General features: G+C 68.5%; 5 protein-coding genes and 2 pseudogenes. 3 read left to right on the top strand and 4 right to left on the bottom strand.

The features are described from left to right. Positions 1–198 (top strand): annotated as a pseudogene (locus ACFV7R_RS39830) (IS6 family transposase); the annotation flags it as partial. 66 nt (positions 199–264) lie between these two features. Beyond that, a complete protein-coding gene (locus tag ACFV7R_RS39825) occupies positions 265–414 on the top strand; it encodes a hypothetical protein (RefSeq protein WP_385273385.1) in 150 nt (49 codons plus the stop codon). A 9-nt stretch (positions 415–423) separates the two neighbouring features. Here ACFV7R_RS39825 and ACFV7R_RS39820 read toward each other — a convergent pair whose 3' ends face one another. Beyond that, the gene (locus tag ACFV7R_RS39820; RefSeq protein ID WP_385273382.1) at positions 424–1,035 is read right to left on the bottom strand and encodes a TetR/AcrR family transcriptional regulator; all 612 of its coding nucleotides are present in this window, start codon (positions 1,033–1,035) and stop codon (positions 424–426) included. 94 nt (positions 1,036–1,129) lie between these two features. Here ACFV7R_RS39820 and ACFV7R_RS39815 point away from each other — a divergent pair, with 94 nt between their 5' ends. Then, positions 1,130–2,380, top strand: a complete 1,251-nt coding sequence (locus ACFV7R_RS39815) for an NADH:flavin oxidoreductase/NADH oxidase family protein (RefSeq protein ID WP_385273379.1) — start codon at positions 1,130–1,132, stop codon at positions 2,378–2,380. A 186-nt stretch (positions 2,381–2,566) separates the two neighbouring features. On the opposite strand, the pseudogene ACFV7R_RS39810 reads toward ACFV7R_RS39815, so the two are convergent. From ACFV7R_RS39810 to ACFV7R_RS39800, 3 genes and pseudogenes are all read right to left on the bottom strand, one after another. After that, positions 2,567–3,007, bottom strand: a pseudogene (locus ACFV7R_RS39810) (DinB family protein); the annotation flags it as partial. Positions 3,008–3,191: 184 nt separating this feature from the next. Then, the gene (locus ACFV7R_RS39805; RefSeq protein WP_385273376.1) at positions 3,192–4,787 is read right to left on the bottom strand and encodes a succinic semialdehyde dehydrogenase; all 1,596 of its coding nucleotides are present in this window, start codon (positions 4,785–4,787) and stop codon (positions 3,192–3,194) included. A 15-nt stretch (positions 4,788–4,802) separates the two neighbouring features. Next, positions 4,803–5,723 (bottom strand): acetoacetate decarboxylase family protein, encoded by a 921-nt coding sequence (locus ACFV7R_RS39800; protein ID WP_385273373.1) that lies wholly within the window; start codon positions 5,721–5,723, stop codon positions 4,803–4,805. Positions 5,724–6,000: the final 277 nt, after the last annotated feature.

Genomic DNA, 6,000 nt, shown 5'->3' with positions numbered 1-6,000 from the left:
CAGCGCGAACGCGCGAGGAAGGGATTTTGCAGCGCCGGCGCAGCCCAACGGTGCCTGTCCGCCTTCAGCGGCATCTCACCCCCCTTCCGACCCTCCCGCCGCCTGATGACCGCCACCGGACACCGCCTCGAGATGACCATCCGTTTCACCCTCTGGGGCCAGATCACCGGCGTCGTCGGCCAGCCCACCAGGGCCTGACCCCAAGACTGCCACCCGGCCCGACCCACGCTGACGCGACCTCAGACACCTCACACTCTCAACAACGTGACAACGCCAGTCGTGGCCCTCAACCGCGTGACTGCCAACGCCTCCGTCACCACCCTCGTGGTGGGTGCGTCCGGAACCACGCTCCTGACTTTCAACGAGCACGCTCACTTCGCCGGCGATCGCCGCCACATGCTCACCTACCGGTGAACCAGACGGTCACCTGCTCACCGGCGCTGCCGCCCGGGACAGAGCGGGGGCCGCGCTGAAAAGCGCGGACACGGAGGCGCGGACCTGGTCTGCGACCACCTCGGGTGTGGAGCTGTCCAGCTTGCCATCGAGGTGCAGGAACGCCAGACCGTGGACGAGGGCCCACACGGTGGTCGCCAGGGCGCCCGAGCTGTCCACACCCGGGAAGGCGTCGCGGACGATGCCCTTTACGTACTCGGTGATCACGGCGGTCGCGGCAACGCGTTCCGCGCTGGTCGGGTCGCAGGGCTCGGCGAACATCGCCCGGAACAGGGCCGGGTGATCGAGCGCGAACTGCACGTAGACGACCGCGACCGCGGCCAGATCATCGGGTGTCGAAGGCGCGGGGTTGACCGCTGCCAGGTGCTCGGCGAGCTCGCGGTACCCCTGGGCGGCGACCGCGGAGACGAGTGAGTCGCGGTCCGCGTAGTGACGGTAGGGAGCGGTCGGCGACACGCCGGCCCGGCGGGCGACCGCGCGCAGCGAGAGGCCCGCGCTGCCGTCCTCCTCCAGCAGCTCCCGCGCGGCCCGAAGGCACGCGGCGCGTAGGTCGCCGTGGTGGTACGTACCGTTTTGCGACATAGGTCACACTTCCCAATGTTCACAGTGCTCACATCAGGCTCTAATGTGAGTGGTGCATACATCGTAAGTGATCGACATGGAAGAGGAAACCGGGATGACCACCGAGCTGTTCTCGCCACTGCTCCTGAGCTCCGGGCAGGTGCTCAGCAACCGGATTGCGAAGGCCGCCATGGAGGAGAACATGGCCGGCGACGGCCAGCTTCCCGACGAGCAGCTCTTCACGCTGTACCGGCGCTGGGCCGACGGCGGCACCGGACTGCTGGTCACCGGGAACGTGATGGTGCATGCCGAGGCGCTGACCGGTCCTGCCGGAGTCGTGCTCGACGAGCACGCGCCCCTGACGCCGTTCACCGAGTGGGCGAAGGCCGGCAAGTCCGGCGGCGGGTCGATCTGGATGCAGATCAATCACCCCGGCCGTCAGGTTGCCTCCGACATGCCCGGCGTCGTGTGGGGCCCTACCGACATCGGCGTCTCCCTGGGCAAGCACAGCAGCCGCTTCGGCCGCCCGACGGCCATGACCGCGCAGCAGATCGAGGACACCGTGACCCGGTTCGCCGTCACGGCCCACCGCGCGGAGCAGGCCGGCTTCGACGGCGTCGAGATCCACGCCGCGCACGGCTACCTTCTGTCGCAATTTCTCTCCCCGTTGGTCAACAAGCGCACCGACCAGTGGGGCGGATCACTGGAGAACCGCGCCCGGATGCTCCTGGACGTCGTGCAGGCGGTCCGCGCCGCCGTCTCGCCGTCCTTCGCGGTCGCGGTGAAGCTCAACTCGGCCGACTTCCAGCGTGGCGGCTTCGACGCCGACGACGCGCGCCAAGTGATCGCGATGCTCGAACCGCTCGGCGTCGACCTGGTCGAACTGTCCGGCGGCAGCTACGAGAGCCCTGCGATGACCGGCCGCCCCGCCGATGACCGCACCCGGGCCCGGGAAGCCTACTTCCTGGACCTCGCGAAGGACTTGGTCAAGACCAGCCCCCTCCCGCTGATGCTCACCGGCGGCATCACCCAGCGCGTCACTGCAGAGAGGGTTCTCGACAGTGGAGTGGCGGTCGTCGGCATGGGCACCGCCCTAGCAGTCACCCCCGACCTCCCCGACCGCTGGAAGCAGTATCGGGAGGCGGACCGCCAGATGGAGCCGGTGACCTGGTCGGACAAGGCCCTTGCCTCCGCTGCCAGCATGGCAAAGGTCCGCCATCAGATGCGCCGCCTCGCCCGTGGCCGCAAGTCCAAGCCCGGCACCCACCCGGCGATTGCCCTGATCTCCGAGCAGCGAAAGCAGCGAAAGGCCCTGCGCGGCTACCGCACCTGGCTGTCCAAGGCGCAGAGCACCGCGCGTCGTTGACCCCGCGCTTTCGGTGATGCCCTCGCATGTGCCCGGTGTGCCCAGATCAGTTGGGGCACACCGGGCACATCCGCATACTGCCCTGGGTCACGTGATCACCGACGGGCGCGCTCGTTCTCTGAGGTCGGGACGACGATGCGCATCGTCGGTTGCAGCGGCATCGCCCGGACGCCGCGCAAGCACGTCTCATGCCCCGGTGACTCCGTCGAGCTGTTCGCGAATGAGGTCGGCACGACCGTTGTGAGGTGCGTATTCCTCGATCCTGTGCACCATGATCCAGCGCAGGGAGACCCTCTGATCGCCGACATGGCCCGCTTCTTGTTCAGACGGGCGTCCGGAGCCGTCCAGCGATGCGTCAGCGATCAGCTCACGGCCTCGAGCGACCTCCGCTTGCCAGGCAGCCGTTGCCTCGTCGATTTCTCGTTCCGGCCGAAGTGTGAAGCCGTCCAGGTTGCTCTCCCCGAAGACCGGCGACACACCCAGACCTGCGAATACACGCTGGAATCAGTTGCGTTCCACCTTGGCCAAGGGTTGGACAAGACCGAGCAGCGTCATCGAGGACGGCGCGACCGCAGCGTGGCGCAATTGATCGTCTTCGAGGCCCTAACACTTCAGGGCGAGAGTTGCGCCTGCCCGGCCACGGCGCTTCCGGCACGGCCGCCTTCGCCCGCGGCCTCGGCCTTCTCGCGCCACGCTGCCTGAGCGGTAGCACGGCGTGCAAGGCGAAGAGGGCGAGCTCGTCGCATGGACGGGCCGCCCTCTTCTCGCGGCGCGGCCCGATCGGGGCCACGGTCGTATCGTCAATCGGTGCTCAGCGCATGCCGGCTGCCTTGAGGACCTTGAGCGCTCCGGTCAGGAGGGTGGCCCAGGTTTCGGGGCTGATGCCCGACGGTGGGTAGAAGCCCTGGATGCGCTGATGGGCGACGGTCTGGGGCTCGGTGTACTTGAGGATGCCGTCGGCGCCGTGACGGCGGCCGAGACCGGAGTCGCCCATGCCGCCCATCGGTGCGTCGATGCTTCCCCATGCGGCGGCGAAGGCCTCGTTGACGTTGACGGTGCCCGCGTGCACCCGGGCGGCCACGGCGCGGGCCCGCGCACCGTTGCGCGACCAGACGCTGCCGTTGAGGCCGTAGGGCGTGGAATTGGCCAGAGCGACCGCCTCGTCGACATCACGGTAGGAGTAGATGGAGACGACGGGGCCGAAGGTCTCGTGGTCGTACAGCGTCATGTCGGGGGTCACGTCGGTGAGGATGGTCGGCTCATAGAACAGCGGCCCGAGGTCCGGCCGCGCCCTGCCGCCCGCGAGGACGGTGGCGCCCTTGGCGACGGCGTCGTCGACGTGTTCGGTGACGGTCGTGAGCTGGGAGGGGGTCGTGAGGCTGCCGACGTCCATGCTGTAGTCGTACGCGCCGCCGATCTTGAGCTTCCTGGTGCGTGCGACGAACACGGCGACGAACTTGTCGCGGATGGACTCGGCCACGTACAGGCGCTCGACGGAGACGCACAGCTGTCCGGCGGAGGGGAAGCAGGCGGCGACAGCGCCGTCGGCGGCCTTCTCGATGTCAGCATCGTCGAGGACGATCATGGCGTTCTTGCCGCCGAGTTCGAGAGAGGCGCCGACGAGGCGGCGGCCGGCGTCACTCGCGATCTGCCGTCCGGTGGCGGTGGACCCGGTGAACATCATGTAGTCGGCGTTGTCCATCAGCGCGCCGCCGATGGAGCTGCCCCTGCCGATGACCATCTGCCACACACCGGCCGGCAGTCCCGCCTCGTACATCAGATCCATCGACCACAGCGCGGTGAGCGCGGTCTGGGTGTCGGGCTTCTGGACGACGGCGTTGCCTGCCATGAGGGCGGCGATGGTGTCGCTGGCGGCCATGCTCAGCGGGTAGTTCCACGGCGAGATGACGGTGACCACGCCCTTGGGGTGGCGCAGCTCGGTGGTGTGGGTGAGTAGCGGGATCGCACCGCGGCGCCGCTTGGGGCTGAGGTACTTGGCGGCGTTGCGGGCGTAGTAGCGGGACACGATGCCGATGTCGACCACTTCGAGGAACGCGTCGCGGCGGGTCTTGCCGTTCTCGGCCTGCATCAGGTCCAGCACCTGGTCCTGGCGGGCCAGGACCAGGTCGTGGTAGCGCAGCAGGATCCTCTTGCGCTCCGCGACCGGCGTGGCGGCCCAGGTCTTCTGCGCAGTCCGGGCGCGGGCGAACGCGGCTTCGACGTCCTCGGGGGTGGAGACCGGGAAGTCGGCCAGGGGAACGCCGGTGTAGGGGGCGGTGGTGGTGACCCGTGCGGCGTTCGGCGCGGCCGAGACCAGAGTGGTCAGTCGCTGGAGGAAGGACGGAGTGATTGATGCGGGAAGACCCGGACCGCGGGCGGTCGTCGGGCCGGCGGGTGCGATGGCCATGGCGGGGCTCCTCTGTTACTTGTTCCGGCTCCGGACCGAGGTGGGGACCGGCACGTGCAGGGCGGCCTGGCCCTCGGTCATGACGTCGAACTGGAGGGTCCGCTTCGGCTTGAGCGAGCGCAGGTCGTCGGACATACGGCCCTCACCGAGTTGGAGGGTGATGCCGCTGGTGCTGCGCGTCGTGCCGGCACTCAGGACGTTGGTCTGGTTCAGAGTGGAGTGCCACGCGCCGTCGATCGTCGTGTACGAGGTGAGCGAGCCGACGCGCTCCCCGCTCACGTAGGCCCTCTGGGCGGGGGTGTTCGCCAGGAGCGACAGGTCGACTCCGCCGGTGTCGTTGGCCACGCGCGCGGTCGTCCGGTGGTCGTTGATGTCGACGTCGAGGTCGGTGACCCACTTGGGGAAGCCGTAGCCGTCGTGGCCGCGTACCTGGGCGATCTCCGTGCTCACCGGCAGCGACAGGACGTAGGAGTCGAGGTGCTCGTTCTTCAGGCCGGTGACGAGGTCGAAGAAGCCGAGCTTGCCGTGCCGTGCGGGCTTGACGGCGATACCGACGGCGGCTTCGGTGTAGAAGTCGATGTCGCACACGTCGTAGCGGAAGAACATGACCGAGACCAGGCCGAGGCCAGGCACGATCTCGAGCGGCGCAAGTTCCTCGGGCAGCCTGGTGCGGATCGCGCGGGAGGGCGCGAGCATCGTGAGCCGTGCGGTCGAGATGGTGTAGTAGAAGTTCGGGGTGAGCGTGGGGCCGATGGGGGAGTCGACCTTGATCTTGGGCAGCTGCCGGAAGAAGTCCACGCCGCTGACGCGGGGGACACGGGCGATCGCGTCGAGGTCGGGGTCCATGCGGTAGCGGTCGTACAGGCCGCCCTTGGGGACGGTGACCGCGCGGCCTCCCAGGTCGACCTTGACGGTGTCCTTCTGTGCCGAAGCCATGGCGTGGGTTCCTCACTCTCATGTAAGCGGTGCACACATGACCATAGGAGCGCAATGTAAGCGCCGTCAACAACAAGGCGGCGGGATTCTGCGGACGAGTGCCTGCGGGCACGGCGAAGGTCCGGGCCGGCCCGCGCCGTGAGGGCGTCTAGCTTGACTCTGTCGGGGATCTTGAGGATCCCCGGTGGAGCAGCATGATCAGCAGGCAGGCTCGTGGCTGTGGTGCAGGCCGACCCAGTTGACGAGGTGCGCGTTGTCCGTTCGTCCCCGTTCCGGT

Source organism: Streptomyces sp. NPDC059866 (genome assembly GCF_042731325.1).
Classification (GTDB): Bacteria; Actinomycetota; Actinomycetes; order Streptomycetales; family Streptomycetaceae; genus Streptomyces; species Streptomyces flavusporus.
The sequence above is the reverse complement of the archived record's forward strand: the minus strand, read 5'-3'. Positions and strand labels throughout refer to the sequence as shown.